Source organism: Caulobacter sp. GW821-FHT10A10 (assembly GCF_059415745.1).
Genome location: NZ_JBWKNV010000008.1, coordinates 109,560 through 134,051, shown reverse-complemented (window position 1 = coordinate 134,051; position 24,492 = coordinate 109,560). Strand labels below are relative to the sequence as shown.

General features: G+C 70.2%; 19 protein-coding genes. 10 read left to right on the top strand and 9 right to left on the bottom strand.

What is annotated here, in order from left to right; translation table 11 throughout:
- Together AC07NS_RS21350 and AC07NS_RS21345 are read left to right on the top strand one after the other, a co-directional pair.
- Nucleotides 1-1,332: an amidase gene (locus tag AC07NS_RS21350; RefSeq protein WP_494606516.1), complete on the top strand. Its 1,332-nt coding sequence runs from the start codon at nt 1-3 to the stop codon at nt 1,330-1,332.
- A complete protein-coding gene (locus AC07NS_RS21345; RefSeq protein WP_494606514.1) occupies nt 1,329-2,111 on the top strand; it encodes an enoyl-CoA hydratase/isomerase family protein in 783 nt (260 codons plus the stop codon). Before AC07NS_RS21350 ends, AC07NS_RS21345 begins: the two co-directional genes overlap by 4 nt.
- 226 nt (nt 2,112-2,337) lie before the next feature.
- Here the strand turns inward: AC07NS_RS21345 and AC07NS_RS21340 are convergent, their stop codons facing one another.
- Complete coding sequence (locus tag AC07NS_RS21340) at nt 2,338-3,060, bottom strand: hypothetical protein (RefSeq protein ID WP_494606512.1); 723 nt, start codon at nt 3,058-3,060, stop codon at nt 2,338-2,340.
- An 11-nt stretch (nt 3,061-3,071) separates the two neighbouring features.
- A complete protein-coding gene (locus tag AC07NS_RS21335; protein ID WP_494606510.1) occupies nt 3,072-4,262 on the bottom strand; it encodes an acyl-CoA dehydrogenase in 1,191 nt (396 codons plus the stop codon).
- Nucleotides 4,263-4,380: 118 nt separating this feature from the next.
- On the opposite strand from AC07NS_RS21335, the gene AC07NS_RS21330 reads away from it, so the two are divergent.
- The 5 genes from AC07NS_RS21330 to AC07NS_RS21310 are packed head-to-tail and all read left to right on the top strand — an operon-like array spanning nt 4,381 to nt 8,864.
- Nucleotides 4,381-5,676: an aconitase/3-isopropylmalate dehydratase large subunit family protein gene (locus tag AC07NS_RS21330; protein WP_494606508.1), complete on the top strand. Its 1,296-nt coding sequence runs from the start codon at nt 4,381-4,383 to the stop codon at nt 5,674-5,676.
- Nucleotides 5,676-6,164 carry a LeuD/DmdB family oxidoreductase small subunit gene (locus tag AC07NS_RS21325; RefSeq protein ID WP_494606506.1) on the top strand — a complete coding sequence of 163 codons (489 nt, stop codon included), beginning with the start codon at nt 5,676-5,678 and terminating at the stop codon, nt 6,162-6,164. The genes AC07NS_RS21330 and AC07NS_RS21325 overlap by 1 nt, the downstream gene beginning before the upstream one ends.
- The gene (locus AC07NS_RS21320; protein ID WP_494606504.1) at nt 6,161-7,021 is read left to right on the top strand and encodes an isocitrate lyase/PEP mutase family protein; all 861 of its coding nucleotides are present in this window, start codon (nt 6,161-6,163) and stop codon (nt 7,019-7,021) included. The genes AC07NS_RS21325 and AC07NS_RS21320 overlap by 4 nt, the downstream gene beginning before the upstream one ends.
- A 12-nt stretch (nt 7,022-7,033) precedes the next feature.
- Nucleotides 7,034-7,978, top strand: coding sequence for a polysaccharide deacetylase family protein (locus tag AC07NS_RS21315; RefSeq protein WP_494606502.1), 945 nt, complete (start codon nt 7,034-7,036; stop codon nt 7,976-7,978).
- Nucleotides 7,965-8,864: a polysaccharide deacetylase family protein gene (locus AC07NS_RS21310; protein WP_494606500.1), complete on the top strand. Its 900-nt coding sequence runs from the start codon at nt 7,965-7,967 to the stop codon at nt 8,862-8,864. The genes AC07NS_RS21315 and AC07NS_RS21310 overlap by 14 nt, the downstream gene beginning before the upstream one ends.
- 126 nt (nt 8,865-8,990) lie before the next feature.
- On the opposite strand, the gene AC07NS_RS21305 is transcribed toward AC07NS_RS21310, so the two are convergent.
- From AC07NS_RS21305 to AC07NS_RS21275, 7 genes are all read right to left on the bottom strand, one after another.
- Nucleotides 8,991-9,497, bottom strand: a complete 507-nt coding sequence (locus AC07NS_RS21305) for a GNAT family N-acetyltransferase (protein WP_494606498.1) — start codon at nt 9,495-9,497, stop codon at nt 8,991-8,993.
- The gene (locus AC07NS_RS21300; protein WP_494606496.1) at nt 9,494-10,843 is read right to left on the bottom strand and encodes an N-succinylarginine dihydrolase; all 1,350 of its coding nucleotides are present in this window, start codon (nt 10,841-10,843) and stop codon (nt 9,494-9,496) included. Before AC07NS_RS21300 ends, AC07NS_RS21305 begins: the two co-directional genes overlap by 4 nt.
- On the bottom strand, nt 10,840-12,288 hold the full coding sequence (astD, locus tag AC07NS_RS21295) for a succinylglutamate-semialdehyde dehydrogenase (RefSeq protein ID WP_494606494.1): 1,449 nt from the start codon (nt 12,286-12,288) through the stop codon (nt 10,840-10,842). Before astD ends, AC07NS_RS21300 begins: the two co-directional genes overlap by 4 nt.
- Nucleotides 12,285-13,289 carry an arginine N-succinyltransferase gene (locus AC07NS_RS21290; RefSeq protein WP_494606492.1) on the bottom strand — a complete coding sequence of 335 codons (1,005 nt, stop codon included), beginning with the start codon at nt 13,287-13,289 and terminating at the stop codon, nt 12,285-12,287. Before AC07NS_RS21290 ends, astD begins: the two co-directional genes overlap by 4 nt.
- The gene (locus AC07NS_RS21285; protein WP_494606490.1) at nt 13,290-14,549 is read right to left on the bottom strand and encodes a hydrolase; all 1,260 of its coding nucleotides are present in this window, start codon (nt 14,547-14,549) and stop codon (nt 13,290-13,292) included.
- A gap of 100 nt (nt 14,550-14,649) precedes the next feature.
- A complete protein-coding gene (locus AC07NS_RS21280; RefSeq protein WP_494606488.1) occupies nt 14,650-18,822 on the bottom strand; it encodes a translocation/assembly module TamB domain-containing protein in 4,173 nt (1,390 codons plus the stop codon).
- Nucleotides 18,819-20,600: an autotransporter assembly complex protein TamA gene (locus AC07NS_RS21275; protein ID WP_494606486.1), complete on the bottom strand. Its 1,782-nt coding sequence runs from the start codon at nt 20,598-20,600 to the stop codon at nt 18,819-18,821. The genes AC07NS_RS21280 and AC07NS_RS21275 overlap by 4 nt, the downstream gene beginning before the upstream one ends.
- A gap of 261 nt (nt 20,601-20,861) precedes the next feature.
- Between AC07NS_RS21275 and AC07NS_RS21270 the strand changes: the two genes are divergently transcribed.
- The 3 genes from AC07NS_RS21270 to AC07NS_RS21260 are packed head-to-tail and all read left to right on the top strand — an operon-like array spanning nt 20,862 to nt 24,332.
- The gene (locus tag AC07NS_RS21270; RefSeq protein WP_494606484.1) at nt 20,862-22,403 is read left to right on the top strand and encodes a circularly permuted type 2 ATP-grasp protein; all 1,542 of its coding nucleotides are present in this window, start codon (nt 20,862-20,864) and stop codon (nt 22,401-22,403) included.
- Nucleotides 22,400-23,341, top strand: coding sequence for an alpha-E domain-containing protein (locus AC07NS_RS21265; RefSeq protein WP_110122103.1), 942 nt, complete (start codon nt 22,400-22,402; stop codon nt 23,339-23,341). The genes AC07NS_RS21270 and AC07NS_RS21265 overlap by 4 nt, the downstream gene beginning before the upstream one ends.
- A gap of 4 nt (nt 23,342-23,345) precedes the next feature.
- Nucleotides 23,346-24,332 (top strand): transglutaminase family protein, encoded by a 987-nt coding sequence (locus AC07NS_RS21260; protein WP_494606482.1) that lies wholly within the window; start codon nt 23,346-23,348, stop codon nt 24,330-24,332.
- Nucleotides 24,333-24,492: the final 160 nt, after the last annotated feature.

Below are 24,492 nucleotides of genomic sequence, written 5' to 3'. Positions count from 1 at the left end.
GTGGCGGGCTTCTCCGACCCCATCATCGCGGCGGGCGTCTCGGGCCTGCCGGCGCTCTACGCGGCGGGCGTCAGTCCCATCGACGTGACCGAGGCCTATCTCGCGCGGATCGAACGGCTGAACCCGGCGATCAACGCCGTGGTCGAGCTCGACGCCGAGGGCGCGCGAGCCGAGGCGCGCGCCAGCGCCCGACGCTGGGCCGAGGGCAAGCCCTTGTCGCCGATCGACGGCGCGCCGATCGCGGTGAAGGCCAATATCGCCGTCGAGGGCCTGGTGCACAGCGCCGGCATCAAGGCCTATGCCCGCAACGTCGCGCCGGCCGATGCGGCCTGCGTGGCCCAGTTGCGGGCCGCCGGGGCGGTGATCCTGGGCGCGCTGAACATGCACGAGGCGGCGCTGGGCGCGACCAACGACAACGTCTTCCTCGGCCGCTGCGAGAACCCGCATCGCGCCGGCTTCACCCCCGGCGGCTCGTCGGGCGGTTCGGCGGCGGCCGTGGCGGCGGGGCTGTGCGCGGCGGCCCTGGGCACCGACACCATGGGCAGCGTGCGCCTGCCGTCGTCCTATTGCGGCGTCGTCGGCTACAAGCCGGCCCTGAGCGCGATCGCCACCGACGGTGTCACGGCCCTGTCCTGGACGTTGGACCATGTGGGCGTCCACGCCCGCTCAGCGGCGGACGCGGCCCTGGTCGCCCAGGCCTGCGGCGTAGACGCCTCAACCGCGCCGGACGAGCGGCCGCTGGCGGTGCTCGACCTCGACGGCCTGGTGCAGCTGGAGCCGGCGGTGGCCGAGGGCTTCGCCCGCACGCTCGACGACCTGGCTCGCGCCGGCTGGCGGCTGGAGAAGCTGCGGATCGACGACCTCGACCTGGGCGCCCTGCGCCGCGCCGGCCTGCTGCTCAGCGAGATCGAGGGCGGGATCGAGCACCGTCGGGCCCTGGCCCTGGATCCGGAAGGCTTCACGCCGGAGCTTCGGTCGCTGCTGGCCTGGGGCGCCAGGCAGACACCGGCCAAGCTGGCCGAGGCCTACCGCCTGCTGGCTGAAACCAGGCGGAAAATCCTCGCTGTCACAGCGCCCTATGCCGGACTTCTGACGCCGACGACGCCACAGCAGGCTTTCGCTTTCGGCAGCGCGGTTCCAGCCTACCAAGCCGACCTCACGGCCCTGGGCAACGTGCTGGGCGCCCCGGCCTTCGCCCTGCCGTCCGGCGAGGTCGACGGCCTGCCGCTGTCGCTGCAGGTGATCGGTATGACCGACGGCGCTACCCAGGCGCTGGCCGCGCGGCTGTCCGAAGCCCTGCCTGCCGCCGCCGTTCCGGAGGCCTTCCGATGACCGTTTTCGCCGACGGGGCGCTGACCCTGACCATCGACGGCGACGTCGCGACCCTGGCCTTCGATCGGCCGGCCAAGCGCAACGCCATCACCCTGGCCATGTGGCGCGCCCTGCCCGACGCCTGCGCGGCCGTCTCAGCTTCAAAGGCCAAGGTTCTGGTCGTCACCGGTCGCGGCGGCCATTTCGCCGCCGGGGCCGACATCGGCGAGTTCGAGGCCGTCTACGCGACACCGCAGAGCGCCGCCGGCTACAACGCCGCCATCGCGGCCGGGATCGGCGCGATCGCGGGCCTGGAAAAGCCTGTGCTGGCCGCCATCGAAGGCGCCTGCGTCGGCGGCGGCCTGGCCGTGGCCCTGGCCTGCGACCTGCGGATCGCCGCCTCGGACGCCCGCCTGGCCATCACGCCGTCCAAGCTGGGCCTGACCTATAGCCTGGAAGACACCAAGCGGCTGGTGGACGCCGTCGGCGCTTCGGCGGCCAGGGACATCCTGTTCACGGGCCGGCTGCTGGGGGCGGACGAGGCGCTGCGGTTGGGCTTGATCGATGCGGTCGAAGCGGATGTCCCCGCCGCCGCAGCCGCCAAGGCCGAGCAGATCGCGGCGGCGTCGCAGCACTCCGTGCGGGCGATCAAGGCGACGATCCGGGCCATCCTGGCCGGCGCCGTCGAGGACGATGCAGCGACGCGAGCGGCTTTCGTGGCCTCGGTTTCGGGACCCGACTTCCTGGAAGGGCGCTCGGCGTTCCTGGCGAAGCGGAAGCCGGTGTTTCCGGAGCGGTGAGCGCTGCCGCCCCATCTCAGGATGAGGCGCTAATCCACTGCACGACAACTACAATGCTCGTCATCCCGGCCGAAGCGAAGCGCAGAGCCGGGACCCAGGGGCCACCGCAATGCATGGGCAACCGCTTGAGCGGTGGAGCCGCCACGGCGCCCCGTCCCCCTGGGTCCCGGATAGCCGCTTCGCGGCTTCCGGGATGACGACATTTTGGGAGTTGAAGCAGCAGGAATTACCGCTCCAACTCCACCAGCTCGTACCACGTCTGCATGTAGCCCCCGACGCCGCCCTTCACGAACAGGGAGTCTTCGTCGGCCGTAACCCACATGTCGTAGGTCGGGTGCTCGCCGTCCTTGCTGACCATGCCGCCGTCCTCGCCCAGGAAGCGGAAGTGGCGGCAGGCGAAGGTTCCGGCCGGCGTGGTGGCCTCTTCCTCGCCGACATATTCCAGGGTGATGCCGCTCTCGACGATCTGCGGCGGGGTGGCGCCGCGGTGATCGACCGAGGGCAGGAAGACGCGAAGCTTGCGCTTGTGCGGCCCCTTGGCGACGTCCATCACCTTGCACATGTAGGCGTCGCCGATGATCGGGTGGGTGCCGAAGCCATCGAAATGGCCGTTCATCGGCACGCGCTGCGACAGACGGCCGATCGACGGGCCGTAGCTCTCGCACTCGATGAAGTCCTCGCCGAAGCGGAACCAGCCCGAGCCCATGAATTTGTCGCCGACCGTCAGGCGCAGATGGAAGTCCATCGGCCGGTTGTGCTCGTCGAGGGAGTAGACGGCGTCGCGCAGGACGGTGGGATCCGGCTCCTCGATCTCGCACTGGGCGCGGATGGTCACCTTGCCGTCGGTGTGACGGGTCATGGAGAAGTGCTCACGCCCCCGCTCCTGCCCCTCCCGGCCCGGCTTGCGCGAGGTGTAGAGGATCTTGCCGCGGATGGTCTGGTGCTTCATCGCCCTGCTCCTCAGAACGCCGCCAGGCCGGTGATCGCCCGACCCAGGATAAGGGCGTGGACGTCGGCCGCGCCCTCGTAGGTGTTGACCGTCTCGAGGTTGGCCGCGTGGCGCATCACGTGGCTGGCGCCGGAGATGCCGGCTCCGCCGTGGATGTCGCGGGCCTCGCGGGCGATGATCAGGGCCTTGCCGCAGTTGTTGCGCTTCATCAGGCTGATGGCCTCGGGCACCCAGTCGCCGGCGTCCAGGCGACGGCCGAGCGCCAGGGCGCTTTCGAAGCCCAGCGCGATCTCGGTCTGCATGTCGGCCAGCTTCTTCTGGATCAACTGGCGGGCGGCCAGCGGGCGGCCGAAGACGACGCGGTCGGCGACATAGGCCGCGCTGGTCTCCAGGCAGAACCGCGCCGCGCCCATGGCGCCCCAGGCGATGCCGTAGCGAGCCTTGTTGAGGCACGAGAACGGACCGCGCAGCCCTTTCACGTTCGGCAGGATGGCGTCGGCCGGCACCAGCGCGTCCTGTAGGACGATCTCGCCGGTGATCGAGGCGCGCAAGCTGAGCTTGTCGTCGATCTTCGGGGTGGTGAAGCCTTCGGTCCCGCGCTCCACGAGGAAGCCGCGGATCTCGCCGTCGAGCTTGGCCCAGACCAGGGCGACGTCGGAGATCGGGCTGTTGGTGATCCACATCTTGGCGCCGTTCAGCACGTAGCCGCCGTCGACCTTCCGGGCCACGGTGCGCATCGAGCCGGGGTCGGAGCCGCCGTCGGCTTCGGTCAGGCCAAAGCAGCCGATCAGCTCGCCGCGGGCCATGCCCGGCAGCCATTTGCGCTTCTGCTCTTCCGAACCGAAGGCGTAGATCGGGTACATGACCAGCGACGACTGCACGCTCATGGCCGAGCGATAGCCGCTGTCGACGGCCTCGATCTCGGCGGCGGCCAGGCCGTAGGCCACATGGCTGACGCCCGCGCCGCCGTACTCTTCCGGCAGGGTCGAGCCCAGCAGGCCAAGCTCGCCCATCTCGGTCATGATCTCGCGATCGAAGCGGCCTTCGGCATAGGCGGAGACCACGCGCGGCAGGAGTTGCTCCTGCGCATAGGCGCGGGCGGCGTCGCGGATCAGGCGCTCGTCCTCGGTCAGGCGGGCGTCGAGGGCGAGCGGGTCCTTCCAGTCGAAGGCGGGAATGGTGCGAGCGGCGTCGAGGGGCATCGTAGTCCTCCGGCGGCCGGAAATGACCGCACAGCAATTGATCTGAACTTCCGCCTTTCTAGCCGGGGGCCCCGCGCCTACCCCGGTCGCCGCTGGATTTGACCGGGAGGCGATTAGGTTGGGCGCCCAGAGTAACGGACGTACCCTCGTCGAGAAGGTGATCGCCAAGGCCGCGGGCCTGCCGAGCGTGCGCGCCGGCGACCTCGTGACGGCCAAGGTGGATCTGGCCTTCGCGCACGACAGCAGCGGCCCGCGCCGCTGGCGTCCGCTGCTCGAAGAGTTGGGCGTGGGCCTGTGGGACCCGTCCAAGGTGGCCATCGTCTCGGACCACTACGTGCCGGCCGTGGACGCGGAATCGGCAGCGATCCTCAAGGGGACACGCGACTTCGCCCGCGACTATGACGTCAGCGCCTTCTTCGACATGGTCGGCATCTGCCACCTCGTCCTGCCCGAACACGGCCTGATCCGTCCGGGCGCCTTCATCGCCGGCGGCGACAGCCACACGCCCACGGCCGGCGCCTTCGGGGCCTATGCGGCCGGCTACGGCGCCACCGACATGGCCGCCATCGCCGCAACGGGCGAGACCTGGCTGGCCGTGCCCGAGACGATCCGCGTCGAGTGGACCGGCGCCTTCCAGCCGGGCGTGACGGCCAAGGACGTCATGCTGTTCCTGTGTCGGGAACTGGGCATGGACAACGCCTTCAAGGCGGTGGAATTCGCCGGTCCCCTGGTCGAGGCCATGCCGATGGCCGAGCGCATGGTGCTGGCCAACATGGCCGCCGAACTGGGCGCCGAGACCGGCGTCGTGGCGCCGGACGTGACGACCTTCGCCTATCTGGCCGCCCGCGGCGCGCCGGTGACGGACCAGGCCGCGGCCCTGGCCCTGCATTCCGACGCCGACGCGACCTACGCCGCCGTGCACCGCTTCGACGCCTCAAGCCTCTCGCCGCAGATCGCCGCCCCGCACTCGCCGGCCAACACCCGCGACGCGACCGAGTTCTCCGAGGTTCGTATCGACCAGGCCTATATCGGCGCCTGCGTCGGGGCCAAGATCGAGGACCTGCGGATGGCCGCCGCCGTGCTGAAGGGCCGTCGCGTGGCGCCGGGCGTGCGGCTGCTGGTGGCCCCGGGCTCGGCCCGCACCGCAGAACTGGCGGCGCGCGAAGGGGTGATGGAGACCCTGCTGGCGGCCGGGGCGGTGCTGATGCCGTCGGGCTGCGGGGCCTGCGCCGGCATGGGCGCCGGCATCCTGGCCGAAGGCGAGACCTGCATCTCGTCGACCAACCGCAACTTCCAGGGCCGCATGGGCCATGCGGGCGCCAAGGTCTATCTCGGCTCGCCCTACGCCGTGGCGGCCGCCGCGACGGCCGGCCGCATCGTCGATCCCCGCCCCTATCTGACGGGAGCCGCCTGATGTCCCGCGCCTTCGTCTTCGGCGACGCCATCGACACCGACCTTCTGGCCCCCGGCAACCTGATGAAGCTGCCGCCGGCCGAGCTGGCCCAGCACTGCCTGCGGGCCATCGCGCCGGACTTCGCCTCCAGCGTCCAGCCCGGCGACGTGGTGTTCGCCGGCGCTAATTTCGGCCTCGGCTCGTCGCGCGAGCAGGCGGCCGTCTCCTTACGTCTTCTTGGCGTCTCCGCGGTGCTGGCGACCTCGTTCGCCCGCATCTTCTACCGCAACGCCATCAACCTCGGCTTGCCGGCCTTTGTGTTTCCCCAGGTCGGTGAGGTGAGCGACGGCGATCGGATCTCTTTGGATCCGGTCGCCGGCCGTCTCGAGAATTTGACCACGGGCAAGGTCTACGCCCTGACGCCGATCCCGCCGCACCTGATGGCGATGATCGAGGACGGCGGCCTGATTCCGCACCTGAAACGCCGACTGAAGGGAGCCGCCGCATGAGCCTGCGCGACCGCCTCGCCCAAGACACGCCGCTGCTGGCCCCCGGCGCCTATGACGCCCTGTCGGCCCTGCTGATCGAACAGGCCGGGTTCGAGGCCGTGTACCTCTCTGGCGCCTCGATCGCCTACACCCAGCTAGGCCGGCCCGACATCGGCCTGGTGTCGTTCGACCACGTTGCCGACGTGGTCGGCCGGGTGTCCGAGCGGGTCGGCTTGCCGCTGATCGTCGACGGCGACACCGGCTTCGGCAACGCCGTCAACGTGCAGCGCACGGTGCGGATCTTCGAGCGCATGGGCGCCTCGGCCATCCAGCTGGAAGACCAGACCTTCCCCAAGAAGTGCGGCCACCTGTCGGACAAGGGCCTGGTCTCGACCCAGGAGATGTCGGGCAAGATCCGCGCGGCGCTGGACGCTCGGGCCAGCGACCAGACCCTGATCATCGCCCGCACCGACGCCATCGGCGTCGAAGGCTTTGAAGCCGCGCTCGACCGCGCCCACGCCTATGTCGAGGCCGGCGCCGACGTGCTGTTCGTCGAGGCCCCGCAGTCCCTGGGCGAGATGAGCGCCATTGCCCATGCCTTCGCTGGCCGGGTTCCGCTGCTGGCCAACATGGTCGAGGGCGGCAAGACCCCGCTGCTGGACGTGACCGAACTGGGCCGCATCGGCTTCAAGCTGGTGATCTCGCCCGGCGCCCTGGTCCGCGCGATGGTGCCGGCGGCCGAGGCTTTCCTGGCCAGCCTGAAGACCAACGGCGCCAGCAAGCCTTTCGCCGACCGGATGATCGATATGGGCGGCGTCAACGACCGCATCGGCCTGGCCGACATGGTCAAGACCGGCGCGGCCTACGCCGCCGGCTGAGTGGAGCGTCAGATGCAGGCCGATCCCAATCTCTACGACCATTGGCCCTATCGCGACCGGCCCAAGATCGTCTGGCCGGACGGCAAGAAGCTGGCCTTCTGGATCGCGCCCAACATCGAATATTACGAGTTCGATCCGCCCAAGAACCCGCAGCGTCCCGGCTGGCCCAAGCCCTCGCCGGACGTGGTGGGCTACTCGCAGCGCGACTGGGGCAACCGGGTCGGCCACTGGCGGCTGATGGAGCTGCTCGACAAGTACGGCATGCGCGGCTCGATCTCGCTGTCGGTGGGCCTGCTCGACCACCATCCGGAGATCATCGAGGCCTGCGTGGCGCGGAACTGGGAGTTCTTCAGCCACGGCATCTACAACACCCGCTTCTCCTACGGCATGGACGAGGCCCAGGAGCGGGCCGTGATCGAGGATTCGATCCGCTCGGTCGAGGCCGCCACCGGCCAGCGCATCCGGGGCTATCTGGCGCCGGCCCTGACCCACACCGAGAAGACCTTCGACCTGCTGGCCGAAAACGACTTCTGGTACACCTGCGACCTCTTCCAGGACGACCAGCCCCAGCCGGTGAAGACCAAGACCGGCAAGCTGATCTCGATGCCCTATTCGCTGGAGGTCAACGACGTCATCACCTATGGCGCGCTGTCGATGAGCCCCTGGCGCTATGCCGACGTGCTCAAGCGACATTTCGACCAGCTGCTGGAGGAAGGCGAGAAGTCGGGCACGGTAATGTGCATCCCGCTGCACGCCTATCTCGTCAGTCAGCCGCATCGCATCCGGCCGTTCGAGGAGGCCCTGCGCCACATCGCCGGCCACGACGAGGTGTGGATCACCACGGCCCGCGAGATCGCGCAGCACTATCGCGACAACTACTTCGACCAGACCGTCGCCGACATTGCCGCGCGCGGCCTGGCCACGCCGGGAACGGGGTTCGACAATGCCGCTGCCTGACGAACACCTGATCTACCCGCATCGCTCCTACGGTATGGACCAGGACCGCTACGCTTGGCGGCCCTCGACCAAACGCGCGCCGATCGCGCTTACGGGCGGCGCGGCCGTGACGGCGATGATCGTCGTGCCGATCGAGCACCATCCGCTCAATCCGCCGGGCAAGCCGTTCAAGCACCCCGGCGCGATGGTCACGCCCTATCCGGACCTGCGCCACTACACGACGCGCGACTACGGAAACCGGGTGGGCGTCTATCGCATCCTCGAGGCCCTGAAGGCGGCAGGGCTGAAGGCGACCTTCCCGGTCAACGCCGACCAGCTTGAGCGCCTGAAGCCGCTGGTCCAGGCCATTCTCGCCGACGGCCACGAGATCGCCGCCTATGGCCTCTCGACCACCCACATCCACTGGGGCGGCCTGGATCGCGAAACGGAAAGCGCATGGATCGCCGAGGTGCGGGCGCGGTTCGACGCGGCGGGTCTGAAGCCGCGCGCCTGGCTCAGCCCGGCCCGGCAGCAGTCGTTCGCGACGCTGGACCTGATCCGCGCGGTCGGCTTCGACATCTGCCTCGACTGGGAGCAGGACGAGGTTCCCGTGGCGATGAAGACTGACGCCGGCGAGGTCATCGGCCTACCGCTGTCCAACGAACTCGACGACCGCGCGCTGATGATCGACCGCCGCCAGACCGAGGACGAATGGGCGAACCAGGTGGTGGAGGCGGCCGCGTATCTGGTCGACGGCGCCGAGCGGTTCGGCGGGCGGGTGCTGGGCTTCACCCTGACGCCGTACGTGACGGGCCAGCCGTTCCGGATCTCGGCCCTGCGGCGGTTGCTGGCGGGGCTTGGGGAGATCGGCGTCAAGGCGATGACGGCGAGCGAGATCACCCCCTGATCCTTCTCCCCTTGCGGGAGAAGGTGTCGGCGAAGCCGACGGATGAGGGGTCGTGCGGACGGTTCTGAGAGACCCCTCACCCGACCCTGCTCCGCAGGGCCACCCTCTCCCGCAAGGGGAGAGGGATCAGAGGATCAATCCCATGGCGATATCGTCCTCGAACGTGCCGTCCGGAAAGCGCCCACGCTTTTCCAGCCGGCCCTCGATGCGGAAGCCAAGCCGCTCATAGAGCCGCATCGCGCCCGCATTGCCCGCACCCGTCCCCAGTTCCACGCGCACGATCGGCGGGTCCATGGCCCGCGCCGCCGCGAACAGCGCCTGGAACAGGGCCGAGCCGACGCCCCTGCCCCGCCAGTCGGGATGCACGGCGACGGTCAGGTCCGACAGCACGTGCGAGAACAGCTTCACCGGGATGCGCACGGCGTGGATCTCGCCGATGACGACGCCGCCTTCATCGACCGCCACCAGGCCTACACCGTCAGCCAGGGCCTCGTGCAGGATCCGGTCGATATAGGCGTCGGTGATCTCTTCCGGCTGGCGGGCAATGCCGCCGGCGATAGCGGCCGTGGCGCGATGCACAGCTGCGACCGGGATCGCGTCGTAGGGCCGGGTCGGGCGGATCGAGAAGCTCATCCGTCCCTCTGGCCATCTCTCTGGAAAGGATAGAAGTCGCCGCCCAGGTCGAGGATGGCGGTCAGTTCGTCGAGCGCCTCGCGGCTTTCGACCAGCAATGCAGGATCAGCCAGATCGGCGGGCGCGAGGCGGTCACGGTAGCGGCGCGCGCCCCAGTCGGCCAGGCGCTCGTGCAGGGCCGCGTCGAAACGCTGGGCCGGATTGGCGGCGGCCAGTTCGTCGTCGTTCAGCACCACCCGCAGGCGCAGGCAGGCCGGGCCGCCGCCATTGCGCATGCTCTGGCGGACGTCGGCGTAGTCTACCCGGCCGATCGGCCCGTTGGAGGCGACCAGACCCTCGGCGACCGCGCGGGCGCGGGGATTGTCGCGGGTCTCGCCGGGGGCCAGCAGCACCAGCCGATCCTCACCGGGCAGGACGAGAAGCTGGGAGTTGAAGAGATAGCTCTTCACCAGGTCCTCGATCGGCAGGTCGGCCTCGGAGACCTCGACGAAGATCGGCTCGAACAGGCCCCTGGCGGCGCAGCGGACTTCGGCCTCCATGGCGGCGCGGTCCTCGAAGGCGGCTTCGTGGAAGAACAGGGTCTCGCGCGTGCCGACGCACACCACGTCGTTGTGGAAGGCCCCGCCAGCGATGGCGCGGCGACCCTGACGGGGGAAGACGGCCCGGGAGGCGGCGTGGCGGCGCTGGATCGCCTCGAAGGCCTCGCGAGTCTGGCGGGCCGGATATGCGCCGCTCCAATGCTCCCAGGCCTCGCGTCCCCAGACGAAGAGGTTCACGCCCGGAGCCCCGTGCTCGACGCAGAGCCGCACGTGATTGGCCGCGCCCTCGTCGGCGAAGTGCGGCTGGCCCGGCAGCGGGTCGTGGACGGCGAAGCGGGTCTCGTCCGGAAACAGGCGGCGCAGGGCCCGGGCGGTCTGCGGGCCTTCCAGGCTGCGGTGCAGGTTGGTCAGCAGGTTGGCGGGCGTGAAGTGCACGCGGCCGTCGGCCGCATCAGCGCTGGGCGTCACCGTGGCGGCGTTGGCGGCCCACATCGGCGAGGCCGAGCAGGCGGCCGCCGCCAGGGCCGGAGCGGTCTTCCAGGCGCTCTCGATGACGGCGGCGTCGGAGCCCGTGAACCCGATCAACTTCAGGAAGCCCACGGCCGGACGCTCATGCGGCGGTAGCACGAACTGCGGCACGCCCCAGTCGGCCAGACGACGCATCTTGTCGAGGCCCTCCAGCACCGCCGCGCGCGGGTCAGACACCTGGCCGGCGTTGACCTGGCTGGCGATGTTGCCGGGCGACAGGCCGACATAGGAGTGGGTCGGCCCGACCAGGCCGTCGCAATTGGCCTCGACGGCCGTCATGGACGCAGGCCCTTGATGTCGCCCGTCGTGTCGAGCACCGCCCCGGCCTCGAAGCTGGCCACCGGATAGGCGCAGTAGTCAGCGGCGTAATAGGCGCTGGGACGGTGGTTGCCCGAGGCCCCCAGGCCGCCGAACGGCATGGTCCCGGCCGCGCCCGTGGTCGGGCGGTTGAGGTTGACGACGCCGGCCCGGATGCGAGCCAGGAAGCGCTCCCACAGCGCCGGGTTCTCGGTCACGAGCCCGGCCGACAGGCCGTAGCGGGTGGCGTTTGCGGCGACGAGCGCTTCGTCGAACGAAGCCACGCGGCGGACCTGCAGGATCGGCGCGAAGATCTCGTCGTCGGGCACGTCGACGCCGGTGACGTCGATCAGGCCCGGCGAGACGAAGGCGCCCGACAGGCCTTCGACGCGGCCCGGCTCCAGCAGGCGCCGGCCCTCGATGCGCCCGGCGGCGGCCAGGGCGTGGCCGGCGGCGCGTTCGGAGATCAGCGGCCCCATGAAGGGCTCCTCGCCGTTCCACGGACCGATCGAGAGCTTCGGAACCAGAGCCAGCACGGCCTCGATGATCGCCTCGCCTTCCGAACCGTCCGGCACGATCAGCCGGCGGGCGCAGGAGCAGCGCTGGCCGGTGGTGATGAAGGCCGACTGCGCCACCAGGGCGGCGACGGCGGCCGGATCCCCGGCCTGCCAGGCCACCAGCGGATTGTTGCCGCCCAGCTCCAGGGCCAGGATCACATCGGGCCGGTCGGCGAAGTGACGGCGGAAGAAGGTTCCCGCCTGGGCCGAGCCGGTGAACAGCAGGCCGTCGATCTCCTGGTCGATCAGGGCCTGTCCGACTTCGCGCCCGCCCTGCACCAGATTGACGACGCCGGCCGGAACGCCCGCCGCCTCCAGCGCCTCGACCAGCAGCTGGCCGGCCAGGGGCGTCTCTTCGGAGGGCTTGAAGACCACGGTGTCGCCGGCCAGCAGGGCCGGCACGATGTGGCCGTTGGGCAGGTGGCCCGGGAAGTTGAACGGCCCTAGCACCACCATGACCCCGTGTGGGCGGTGGCGCAGCACGGCGCGGCCAAAGGGCATGGCGTTTTCGGCCACGCCCGTGCGCTCGTCATAGGCCTTGATCGAGGCGTCCACCTTGCCGGCCATCGAGCCGATCTCGGCCTTGGTCTCCCACAGCGCCTTGCCGGTCTCGCGGCTCAGGGCTTCAGCATAGGCGCCCGCGCGATCGAGCAGCACCTCCTTGTAGCGGCAGAGGATGGCGATCCGCTCTTCGCGCGGCAGGTCGGCCCAGGGATGGAAGGCCTTGCGAGCCGCCGCCACGGCGGCCTCGACATCGACGGACGACGCCGTCGCCGCGCGCCAGACGACCTCGCCCGTCGCCGGATCGGTGGAGACGGCCTGCGGCCCCTGCCCGCTCTTCCAGACCCCGTCGATATAGACGCCGCTCATGCCTTCACTCGCACATAATCGCCCTCGGCCACGCCCAGGGCGTCGGCCGCCTCGCGGTCCAGGATCGCCGCCTCGCCGTCGATCAGCACGGCGGCCCGCACCGCCCGGAAGCGGGCGACGTCGGTGGTCGAGATCAGGGCCTCCTCGCCGAACGCATCCTCGCCGATCTTCACGCGCAGCCGGCGGGCGTCACGCACCGTGCGGATGTCGTCGCGCGGCGCGGCCACGGTCGGGCCGGCGTCGAACAGGTCCACCAGACCCTGGTAGCGGAAGCCCTCGCGCTCCAGCATGGCCCGGGCGGCCTCGCCGTCGCGGTGCACCTTGCCGATCACGTCGCGCGCGGCCGGCGCCAGCAGCTCGGTATAGATCGGATGGCGGGGCGCCAGGTCGAGGATGAACTGACCGTTGGTCGAGGCGCTCATCAGATCCGCCTGGTCGAAGTCCAGCCGGAAGAACTTGCTGGCCGCGTGCTCCCAGAACGGACACGAGCCATCCTCGTCGAACCAGCCGCGCAGTTCGGCCAGCACCATCTCGGCGAAGCGCTGCGGCTCGATTCCGATCAGCATGTAGCGCGACTGGGCCAGCAGCCGCCCCGCGCCGCCCTTGCGCTTTTCGGGCCGCAGGAACAACGAGCCCACCTCCGACCAGCCGGCGCATTCGTTCACCAACACCAGGGCCTTGTGGTCGAAGCGCATCTCCAGCACCGGCGACGACTGCGCCAGGGTCACGACGCGGAACGAGAAGAACGGCCGCTTCAGGCCGACGCTGGCCTTGACGCCCGCGACGCCGTCGATGACGCCGCTCTCCAGGTCCTCCAGCATCAGGGTGTACCAAGCCTCGGGCGGGGCGACGCCGGCCTGGAAGCTGGCTTCGGACAGGGCCAGGCGCTCACGCAGGGTCGGCTCGTCCTCGGGCAGGCTGGTGAAGCCCCGCCCCGACAGCACGGCCAGCTCCATCAGGGAGTCGAAATCCGCCGAACCGGCGGGACGGACCACGAGCATTCAGAGGGTCTCCGGTACGGCGGCCATGGCCGCGCGGATCGCGTGGGCGTCGATGTCGCCGCTCGCGAGCTTGGTCAGGGTGAGGGCCGAGAGCTGGGCGCGCTCGACGAAGCTGGCCGGCCAGGCGTGCTCGGCCTCGCTGTGGATGTCGCCGCCGCGCACCCCCAGGCTGTCGATGTTGGGCAGGCCCGAGGCGAACAGGTTGTTGCCCTCGCAAACGCCGCCGGACGGCTTCCAGGCGATGTCCTGGCCCAGCAGCGCGCCGACCTCCTTCACCGCGCCGAACAGCCGCTCCTGGGCGGCGTTGAACGGCTTGGCGCCGCGGGTGATGCGGCCATGCAGGTGGGCGTGCAGGCCATCCGCGGAGGTCGAGGCGACGATGGCGGCGATCTCACCCTCCAGCCAGGCGGCGTCGGCGACCGAGGGGAAGCGGACATTGAAGCGCAGCACGGCGATATCGGGCACCATGTTCAGCGGCGAGCCGCCGTCGATCTTGGCGACGTTGAGCGTGACCCCCTCGCGCCGGCCGTTCAGGGCGTGCAGGGCCTGGGCCAGGCGCGCGGCCTCCATCACCGCGTTGCGGCCCGAGGCGAAGTCGCGGCCGGCATGGGCGGCGCGGCCGTGGATCACGACGTGGAAATTACCCGAGCCCTTGCGCACGCTGGCCAGGGCCCCGTCGGCCAGGGCCGGCTCATAGGTCAGGCCCACATGGCCCAGCCGCGCGAAGTCGGCCAGCACCGGGGCCGAGGCGATCGAGCCGATCTCCTCGTCGGGCGACAGCAGCACGCGGTAACCGAGATTGGCCGCCTTGGGATGGCGCTCGAAGGCCTCCAGCGCCGCCAGCATCACCGAGATCCCGCCCTTCATGTCGGCGATCCCAGGCCCATGCAGCGCGCCGTCGGGACGGGTGCTGACGCTCTGGAAGGCCGAGGTCTCCGGATAGACGGTGTCGTAGTGCCCGGTCAGCACGACCTGGACCGGCGCCTCGGGGCGCACGACGACGGCGATGGCCGGGGGATGGGCCTGCGTGACCTCGCGCCCGTCGGCGGCGATCTCCGGCGAGGCGGTCAGCGGGATCTCGGTCGGGGCGGCGGGCAACGCGGAGAAGGCCTCGGCAAGAACCTGCCGCTGCCGCTCCAGGCCCGCGATGTGTCGGCTGCCCGAGTTGATGGCGCACCAGGCCACGGCCCGGTCGATCATCCGGGGCCCGTCGGCGGCCAAACTCCCCAGGACAGCCCGATCTTCGTCGTCGATCCGCATGGATTCGCTGTCTCCTTGGGGGCAAGCCTAATCCAAGGGCCGCAGGCAAAACGTTGTTTCCTTTGGCGAGGAAACCGCAGGCCCGCGCAACAGCCTTGCTCTACTTGTAGTTCTTTCGCCACTTCACGGAAAGCTTGGCGTCGCCGTCACCGCCCAGGCGCGAGACCAGCGACAGGGCCCGGCGGATGCGCCATTCGACCTGCGCCGCCGGCCCTTCGCGGCCGCCGCCGATGATCTCCACATAGACGTCGTCGGTGACGTACTTGCCGCCCGACACGGTCATCCCCGTGGTGCTTTCGGCGAAGGCCAGGCGGTCGAGGCGGGCGAAGCTTCTCAGGTTGCCGATCACGTCGAACCCGCCGCCGCCGGCCAGCGACGCCAAGGCCGAGGCCAGCTGGGCGGCCTCGATCGGCGACAGCTGGGCGGCCGACGATCCGAACAGCACCTGCGACAGCACTTCGTCCTGCGGCAGTTCCGGCGTCGAGGTCAGGGTGATCTCCGGCTTGGCGGCCGTTCCCGAGATCTTGATGACGGCCGTCAGGGCGTCGTCCTCGCGGGTGGCGGTCAGGTCCAGGCGGATGCGCTCCAGCTGGGTGGCCAGGCGCACCACGCCGTCGTCGTCGAACTCGAAGCGCTTGCCGGCGAAGTCGTATTCGCCGCGCACCACGCGGGCAACGCCGTCGAGACTGGGCGCGGCCGTGGTGCCGCCGACATGGGCGTCGAGCGAAAGTTCGACGTCCAGGCCCCTGCCCTTCACGAAGATCCGCCGCGGCGCCTTCAGGGTGACATCCAGCGCCATGCCGGAATCGGCCCGCCGCTGGCGGACCTCGACGCCCTGGACCAGGTCCTGCGGACGGTTGCGCTCGATGACGTCCATCGAGACGACGCCGGCCGGGGTCTTGGACTGGGCCGAGACGTCGGCGCGGTCGATGGTCAGGGCGCCGGTCAGCTTCACCTTGCCGGCGGAGTCGCGGTTGATCGTCGTCTGGCCGGTGGCGGACGCTTTCGCCAGCTCGTTGTCGATGACCTGGAAGTTCTTCATGTCGAGGCGGAAGCTGCCGACGCCGTCGCGCGCCAGGCTGATCCTTCCAGCCCCCGACACCGTGCCGCCCCGGCCGTCGGCGCCCTGGGCCTGGCTGACGTCGATGGCGTTGTCGGCAAGGGCCAGGGTGATGGCGACATCTTGGAGGCGAAGACCCGTGCCGCCGTCCTCGAACTTGCCGCCGGTCAGGGCGGCGCGGCCGATCAGGCGCGGGTCCGCCAGGGTGCCGGCCAGCGAGCCCTCGGCGTCGATCTTGCCCGACAGGCCTCGTTCCGGACCAATCAGCAGGTCCCACAGCGGCTTGATCTCGCCCTGGGCCAGGAACCGGCCCTGCACCGCCCGGCGGCGGTCGATGGCCAGGCGGAACGGCTTGGCCGAGGCTTCGGTCGGCAGGGTCAGGTCGGCCTCGGCCTTGAGACCCTGCGGGTTGGAGCCGCTGGCCTTGATGGTTATCACCCGGTCGCGCAGGTCGCCATGGATCGTGGCGTCCAGCGACTGGTTTTCCTTGGCCCCACGCTCGCGGGCGCCCGACAGGTTGGCGTCGAGTTCGCCGTCCAGCGCCTCGCCCTGTCCGCGCATCGAAACACGGGCGTCGATGCGTCCCGCGAGATCGGGATTGAGCGCGGTCAGGCTGACGCCCACCAGGTCGGCGCGCAGGTTGGCCAGTTCGCCGCCGATATCGAGATCGAGGTCGGCCCGGCCATCGCCGAGGTTCAGGCGCAGGCTGCTGGTCGTGCGCGGCCCCCCGAAGCGGATCTGGGCGGACTCTCGCGTCGAGATGTCGGTCCGGGCCATGCGCCCCTTGGCGTCGAGGGTCAGCAGGTAGTCGTCGGTCTGCTGGGCCAGCACGCCGGTCCCAGCTAGGTTCCAGCGACCGGCCGGCGCCTCGCCGCGAGCGTCGAGGGTCAGCGGCAGGCGACTCATCGGTCCATTGGCCTTGATGGTGGCGGTGCGCAGCTTCCAGGCGCCGCCGGCGACGTCCTGGGCGACGAGATCCAGCGTGGCGTTCGGCCCGCCGGGCGCGTCGACCAGCTTGACCGCGCCCTTCACCGACCCCTGGGCCAGGAACGCGCCCGGACCGATAGCGACAGTCAGGTCGGCGGTCGCGGGGCGGCCGTCGCGCAAGCTGGCGCCGCCCAGGGCCTTCAGCCCGCCGGCGTCGACGTCCAGATCGGAAAGCTCCAGCCCGCCCGGCGCGAACCGGAAGGCGGTCTTGCCGCGCGCCGGTCCGTACTGGCTGGTCGCCTGCAACGACGCCGTCCCGTCGCCGCCGTCGGGCAGCTTGGCGAAGGTCAGGGCCAGCTTGGCGTCCTTCAGCGGCAGGCGAGGCAGGTCGATGCTGTCGAAGGCGGCTTGAAGATCAGCGCGGGGAGCGGTCAGCGTGCCGGTGATGGCGCCCGTGCCCGAGGCCTTGCCGCTGACCTCGACCGGCCCGGCCCCGAACGGCCCTTGGGCCGACCAGTCCACCTTGAAGGCGAGGGTGTTGCCGGGATTCATCACGCCCGAAAGCCGGGCGTTGGCCGAGGCGCCGTCCAGCTTGGCGTCGGCGACCGACAGCTTGCCGTTGTCCCAGGCCGCGCGGGCGCTGAGCTTGGGCGCGGCGCCCAGCAGGCGGTCGAGCTCGGACAGACCCGTGGCGAAGCCCGCGCCCTTGGCGTCGGCGGTGAAGTTCCAGGGCTTGTTGCGGGCCTGGCTGGCCGACCACTTGATGTCGGCGGCGCCCTTCATGCCCGGGCGGATCGGGGCCAGGGAGGCGACCTTGGCCGAGCCGTCAAACGACAGCCCGCCGAGGATGCCGCGCTCGCCCTTGCCGTCGACGACGATGTTGGGCGCGACGATCTTGGCGTGCTTGATCAGGAAGCGGCCGTCCTTCAGCCGCGTCCCTTCGAACTCGGCCTTAGGGGAGCGGCCCAACGGCGCCAGCAGGCCCTCGCCCGCCCCGCCCTCGGTCGTGGCCGAAGCGCGGATGGTCAGTTCGCCCTTCTTCCAGCCGACGAAGGCCGGGCCGCGAGCCCGCGCCAGGCGGTAGCCGAGCAGTTCCAGATTGGCCACGTCCGCAGGCCCTTCGACCGAGAAGCCGTCGGCGCCCAGCTTGAAGACGCCCTGCGCCTTGGCCGCGCCCATCTTGGGGATCGGGGTGATCTTGGAGAGGTCGCGAACAGAAGCCGAGAAGGTCACGCCTTCCGGCGCGGTGCGGCGCTGGCTGAGGTCGGCCAATCCCTGGGCGTCGAGGTTCAGGTTCGGCGCCCTCACCTTCAGCGAGAGATCGGTGGAGGCCCCGGCCTTGCGGCCGACGATATCGACGTTCACCGCCGCGCCGAACATCCGCTCGTATAGGTCGGTATGGGTCGAGGCCGAGAGGTCCACATGGCCGCTGGCCGAGCCGCCCTGGGCGGTCCAGGCGCCGCCGGCCCGCAGCGGAACGGTGTCGCCGGTCTGGGCCCGCACGGTGAAGGCGCCGGCCTGGGTGGTGCCGTTGGCCTTGGCGTCGAGCAGGAACGGACGGTCGGCGGGCAAGCCAAGGCTGCCGGCCAGGGCGCCGCCCTTGGCCTCGCGTCCCGTGGCGGTCAGCAGCAGGGTCTGGTCGCGGCCCAGGTCGAAGACGAGGTCGAGGTGATCGCCCGGATGCAGCCGGCTGGCGGCCGACAGCCGGCCGGCCTGGCCGCCCGCACGTGCCATCTCGAACGCGCCCGAGACGTCGAAATCGCCAGCCACGTTGCTGAACGCCGGCCGCGAGACCAGGCGCAGCCTGAAGGCGTCGAGATCGACCGACACCGGCGCGGCGCTGGACTTGCCCTTGGGACCGAGTGTGGGGCGGCGCACCAGCGTCACCTGGCGGGCTTCGATGTTGTCGGCGTGGAACCGGCGCCACCACAGTTCGCGCGGCCGCCAGACGACGTGCAGGTCGGCGCCCTCCAGCCAGACGCCCTTCTCGTCGGAGATGGTCAGCCGGCGCACGCCGAAGTCACGCCAGATGTCGCCCGACAGGCCCTCGATCTTCAGCGTGCCGATGCGGCCCAGCTTCAGGCCGCTGGTGCGGGCTTCGAGGAACGCCCGCCCTTGAGGCGTGATCACGCCGTAGCGGACCACGCCCAGGAACAGGGCGACGATCGCCACCAGGGTCACCGAGACGATGATCAGCCAGCCGGGCCCGCCAATGCGGCGCGCGACCTTGGCCGCGGCTTCGGCGACCTGTTCGACGGGCTCTGGCGGCGGTGCGGCGTCGGTCAAAAGCTCTGCCCGATGCTGAGATAGATCTGGAAGGCCGGGTCGCCCTTGCGCTTTTCCAGCGGTACGGCGAAGTCGGCGCGGATGGGGCCAAAGCCCAGGTCGTAGCGCACGCCGAAGCCGACGCCGGCGCTGAAGTCGTCGGCGCTGGGCGTGGGCTCGACGCCCACGGCGCCGGCGTCAAGAAACAGCACCCCGCCCCAGCGCTCGGTGAAGCGATGGCGCACTTCGAGGGAGGCCTCGAACAGCGACAGGCCGCCTTGCGGGGTGTTGTCCGACAGGCGCGGACCGATGGCCTGATAGGAATAGCCGCGCACCGAGCCGCCGCCGCCGGAATAGAAGCGCCGCGAGGCCGGCACTTCGGGCATGGTGCCGCCCAGCATGGCGCCCAGCTTCAGCCGACCGGCCAGCACGGTCTTGGCGTCCTCGCCGAACGGAATGTAGGCCGCGCCCTGGGCCTGGGTGCGGATGTAGACGAGGCTGGTGTCGCCGGTGATCGCCGTGGGCTCGGCCCGGGCCTCGATCCGCCAGCCCTGCTTGGGATCGAGGATGTTGTCCGAGTGATCCCAGGCGTAGGCGGCCAGGGTGGTGAAGGTCGCCAGGTTCAGCCGCTGGCCCACCGTGCCGCCGTTAGCCGAGGTCAGTTCGGTGGTCTGCGACAGGTCCAGCGACACACCGTAGGTCTGGTAGCGCGTGGCCTGCAGACGGCGCGTCAGATCGGCGCTGATGGTGGCGCCGGTTTCGTCATAGGCGTCGGTCGTCTCGCCGAACACCTTGCTGGTCAGCTTCAGGGTCTGCTGCGGCCGCCCCCAGTGCGGCAGGGCGACCGACCCTTCCAGGCTCTTTTCCAGCTTGGCCACCTGGGTGGTGATGGTCGTGGTGTCGGCCCGGCGCAGGCGGTTGTAGCGGATCCATTTGACATCGACGCCGGGGCCTTCGCTGGTCGAATAGCCGGCGCCCAGTTCCAGGGTGCGTGAGGCCCGGTCGGCCAGGGTCACCTGGATCGGGCGCAGGCCGTTCTCAAGGGCCTTGTCCTTGGGGGCCAGGGCCACCGAGACGGTGTCGTAGACGCCGGTGTCGCGCAGCCTGCGCTCCAGTTCGGCGACGTCCTCGGGATCGTAGACGTCGCCCTCTTTCCAGGGCGCGAGACGGCGCAGCCAGGCGATGTTGGTGCGACCCTTGGTCGAAAGCTCCACGCCGTCGACCTTCACCAGTTCGCCCGAAGCGATGACGAAGGTCGGACGCACGGTGTGGTCGGCGTGGTCGACGATCACCTTGCGCGGATCGGCCATGGCGTCGGCGTAGCCCAGCTTCTGGACCTGGGCGACCGCGCGCCCCTCGGCCCCGAGCACCTCGGCGGCGCGGCCGGCCGAGCCCTCGGTCAGGCCCAGCACAGAGAAGGCCCGCTCGCGCACGCCCTCGTCCGGCGGCTCGCCCGACCAGTCAATGCGGGGGTCGGCGAAGACGAACAGCGGCCCGGGCGTGACCTTGACCACGCCGCGCGGCGGATCGGTCTCGGTGACGTCGGGCTCGACGACATAGGCGTAGTAGCCCTCGGCGCGCAGCACGGCCACGGCGTCGTCGGCGGCGTCGCGGGCGCGGCGGCGGGCTTCGGAGCGGCTTCCCGGGGGAGCGTCAGATTCGGTCAAGGCGCGCTGGATCGCCTCGCGCAGGGCGCGATCCTCGACGCCCGTGATGGTCGCCGATGGTTCGTCCGCATGCGCCTGGGCCGCGAAGGCCGCCATAACGGCGGCCAGGCCCAGGACTGTCGTCTTACGCACCAAGCTTAGTCCCCGCGCGGAGCGCCCCCAGGCCTCGTGTAGTCGGGCGCTTCACGCCTGTCACGCCGCGAAATGCTGCGAGGGCGAACGATGGCGCCTTCTCAGGCCCGGCAATTGGCGCCCAAATGATGAGCAGTCGTGCGCATTGGCGCGGCGGAGCGCGAAATCCGCCGCGAACCTTTTCGAGGCGTTCTAGGTTTCCATCGACCAGCGCCGCTTCGGCGCGGGTCCAAGAGACGGACAACCAAGGTGGATACAGGCGTGGCGGCGAAAATACAGAGCCTGGACGAAGCCCCTAACCTGCCGATGACGGGGGCGGCCTATCTGCCCGGCGTGGCGTATGACGAGATGTTCGCCCCGGGCGGCGAAGTGCGCGGCCACTACGCCACGCTGCAATCGCGGATGGCGACCCTGGGCGCCTCGGCCCTGGCCGATCGCCAGAAGACCCTCGAGCGCTCGTTCCTGCTGCAGGGCATCACCTTCACCGTCTACGGCGCGGGCAGCGCGACCGAGCGGATCATTCCCACCGACCTCTTTCCGCGAATCATCCCGGCGGCCGAATGGGCCAAGATCGAGTCGGGCCTGACCCAGCGCCTGCAGGCGCTTAACATGTTCCTCGCCGACATCTACGGCGAGCAGAAGATCCTGATGGACGGGGTGGTGCCCCGCGACCTGGTGCTGGGCGCGCCCTCGTACCGGCGCGAGATGCAGAACCTCTACGTGCCGCACAAGTCGTACGCCAATGTCTGCGGCAGCGACCTGATCCGCGGCCAGGACGGCCAGTTCGCCGTGCTGGAGGACAATCTGCGCGTCCCCTCGGGCGTGTCCTACATGCTGGCCAACCGCGACGCGGCCAAGCGCACCTTCCCGGGCACCTATCGCGAAGCCGGGGTGCGCCCGGTCGAGCGCTATCCCGACCTGCTGCTGGCCACGCTGAAGAGCATGAGCGCCGACTGGCGGTCGGACCCGCAGGTCGTGGTGCTGACGCCCGGCGTCTACAACAGCGCCTATTACGAGCACGCGTACCTCGCCCGCCTGATGGGCGTGCCGCTGGTCGAGGGCCGCGACCTCGTGGTGCACGACAACATGGTCTACATGCGCACCACCACCGGCCTGCGCCGGGTGGACGTGATCTATCGCCGGGTCGACGACGACTTCATCGACCCCCTCACCTTCCGCCGGGATTCGTCGCTGGGCGCGGCGGGCCTGTTCAACGCCTATCGCGCCGGCAACGTGGTGATCTGCAACGCGCCGGGCACGGGCGTCGCCGACGACAAGGCCGTCTACGCCTTCGTGCCGGACATCATCCGCTACTACCTCGGCGAAGACCCGATCCTGCCCAACATCGAGACCTATCTCTGCCGCGAGAAGAGCCAGCTCAGCCACGTGCTGGCCAATCTCGACAAGCTGGTGGTCAAGGCCGTGGGCGCCTCGGGCGGCTACGGCATGCTGGTGGGGCCTCACGCCTCGGCTCAGGAACGCGCCGAGTTCGCCGAAGCCCTGAAGGCCGATCCGTCCAACTACATCGCCCAGCCGACCATCCAGCTGTCGACCGCGCCTTGCCTGGTGGACGGCCGCATCGAACCGCGCCACGTCGACCTGCGTCCGTTCATCCTGTGTGGCGAGAAGACGATCGTCACGCCCGGCGCCCTCACCCGCGTGGCGCTGAAGCGCGGCTCGCTGGTGGTCAATTCCAGCCAGGGCGGCGGCTCCAAGGACACCTGGGTGCTGGCCGAGGAGAACGGCCATCACAACGGAAACGGAAACGGCCACTCCAACGGTCATAAGGGGAACGGCCAATGATGCTGGCTCGGGTCGCAGACAGCCTCTACTGGCTGGGCCGCTATATCGAGCGCGCCGAACACCTGTCGCGGCTGTCCAGCGTGATGCTGAACGCCACCCTCGACCAGACCGATTCCGGCGTCCAGGCGGTGTGGATCGCTCTCTCCGCCGTCGGCGACAGCGAGACCGGCAAGGTCTCGCCGTACGACGCCGCCCTGGCCCTGGTGCTCGACCGATCGGACCCCAATTCGGTGGTCTCGTCCCTGACCATGGCCCGCGAGAACGCCCGCCAGGTGCGCGACCAGATCACCACCGAGACCTGGGAACGGCTGAACGTCCTCTATCTGCGGGTCACCGATCCCAACGCCGAGGCCGAGTTCGCCGACAACTCGGTGGCCTTCCTGCACGACGTGATCGCCGACGTGCACCTGTTCAAGGGCGCGGCAGACGCCACCATGAGCCATGGCGAAAGCTGGCGGTTCATGATGCTGGGCATGTACCTGGAACGGGCGCAGCTGGTCTCCAGCCTGCTGGAGGTGTGCTTCGCCCCCGCTCCCGGCCGCGAGATCAACGACCACCTGGCGCTGGTCAGCCTGCTGCGCATGGCCTGCGCGCTGGAGCCGTACCTGCGGGTCTATACCGCCGAGATCGAGCCCCGGCACATCCTGGAGTTCCTGGTCTTCGACGAGGACTTCCCGCGTTCGATCCGCTTCGCCACCTCGCGTATCGAGGAGCACCTGGCGACCCTGGCCCGCCACGTCGAGGCCGCCGGCCGCGCCGCGCCCGAGCGCCTGGCCGGCAAGCTGAAGGCCCGCCTGCAGTTCGCCGACGTCGACGAGCTCGAGGCCGGCGGGGCCGGTTCGCTGCTGACCGCCGTGGTCAACGAGTGCGCCCGCATCCACGAAGCCATCTACGAAACCTTCGTCTCCTATCCCCTCGAACTGCGACTGCCGGCCTGATCCCATGCTGCTCGAAATCCGCCACGTCACCCAGTACCACTACGAGCGGCCGGTCCGCGAAAGCCTGATGGAGCTGTGGATGCAGCCCCAGAAGGGCGCGCGCCAGCGGCTGGTCAGCTTCGAGCTGGACATCGATCCGGCCGGCCAGCTGTTCTCCTACGCCGACAGCTTCGGCAATGCGGTCTATCACTTCGACGTGCCCCAGCCGCACGACCGCCTGACCATCATCGCCCGCTCGGCGGTGGAGACCGAACGCGCCGCCGACCTGCCCGACCGGCTCGACACCGGCGAGTGGGACCGCCTGCGCAGCGAGTTCGTGCGCGGCGAGTGCTTCGACTTCCTGCGGCCGCACGGCTTCGTCCAGACCACCGAGGCGCTGCTGGCGTTCATCGCCAAGCACGACCTGGAAGACCTTCGCCGGCAGGACCCACTGACGGCCCTGAAGCGCCTGAACGAGACCCTCTACCAGTCGTTCGGCTACCAGCCCGGCGTCACCGACGCCGACAGCCCGATCGACCTGGCGCTGGAGGCCGGCAGCGGCGTCTGCCAGGACTTCGCCCACATCATGCTGGCCATCTGCCGCAGCTGGGGCCTGCCCGCGCGCTACGTCTCGGGCTACCTGTTCACCGACCGCGACGCGGGCGATCGCTCCGATCCCGACGCCACCCACGCCTGGATCGAGGTGTTCCTGCCCAGCCTGCGCTGGGTGGGCTTCGATCCGACCAACAACTGCCTGACGGGCGAGCGCCACGTGGCCGTGGCCGTGGGCCGCGACTATGCCGACGTCACGCCTTCGCGCGGGGTCTACAAGGGCGACGCCGAGAGCCACCTGGCCGTCGGCGTGACGGTGCGCAGGGCCCGCGCGGCCCTGGCCGAACCCGAGTTCCTGCGCCTGGCCAAGCCCGCCGCCTTCGGCGCCCGCCGCCGCGGCGACGCTGCCGCGGTCCACCAGGACCAGCAGCGCCAGCAGCAGCAACAACAGCAGCAGTAGTAGCGTCGCCCCCACCCCTTGAGCCCGTCATTCCCGCCCTTGTGGCGGGAACCTCTCTGTCAGCGGCAAGGGCGGATGAGGCGGCGTGCTCAGCACGCCGCTTGCCCCTCACGTGGAAGCGGAACCAGGGGTTCCCGCCACAAGGGCGGGAATGACGGGA